The organism is Mucilaginibacter sp. P4_C11 (assembly GCF_056402115.1).
Genome location: NZ_JBFUIA010000088.1, coordinates 1 through 824, shown reverse-complemented (window position 1 = coordinate 824; position 824 = coordinate 1). Strand labels below are relative to the sequence as shown.

The window sequence follows — 824 nt, the reverse complement described above, 5'->3', positions numbered from 1 at the left end:
TTAATTACCACAGTGGTAACCGCGCAGGATGGTATCACCACCAAAACCTATAATGTAACGGTAAACAGGACAGGATCAAACAATGGCACATTAAGCTCATTGCTCATGAACTCGGGGTCAACCCTGTTTCTTACCAGCTCAAATACCACTACCGTAAATTACACTACCTCTGTTAATCCAACTGTGAGCAGTGTAATGTTTACGCCCACGGCGCAGCAACCGGGTGCAACCATAACGGTAAATGGCGTTGCGGTAAACAGCGGTTCCACTTCTGGTGCGATAACGCTTAACAGCGGGCCTACGATTGTAACTACCGTGGTAACAGCGCCGGATGGCGTAACCACCAAAACCTACTATGTTACAGTAAACAAAGTGGGTTCAAATAATGCCACCTTAAGCTCCTTGATCATGAACCCGCCCGGAGCAATGTTTCCGGCATTTGGCCCTGATGATGTGAATTACACAACCGCCGTAGATCCTGCCGTCAGCAGCATAAGAATTACACCTACTACACAGGATGCAAATGCCACGGTAACCGTAAATGGCGTACCGGTTAGCAGCGGTGCAGCATCAGGAGTAATAACGCTTAACAGCGGCCCTACTTTAATAACCACAGTGGTAACCGCGCAGGATGGTATCACCACCAAAACCTATAATGTAACGGTAAACAGGACAGGATCAAACAATGGCACATTAAGCTCATTGCTCATGAACTCGGGGTCAACCCTGTTTCTTACCAGCTCAAATACCACTACCGTAAATTACACTACCTCTGTTAATCCAACTGTGAGCAGTGTAATGTTTACGCCCACGGCGCAGCAACC

The 824-nt window shown here is 47.6% G+C and carries 1 protein-coding gene; it reads left to right on the top strand.

The features are described from left to right. On the top strand, positions 1-824 hold an 824-nt coding region (locus AC1DU2_RS30845; RefSeq protein ID WP_477389477.1), incomplete at both ends, for a cadherin-like beta sandwich domain-containing protein.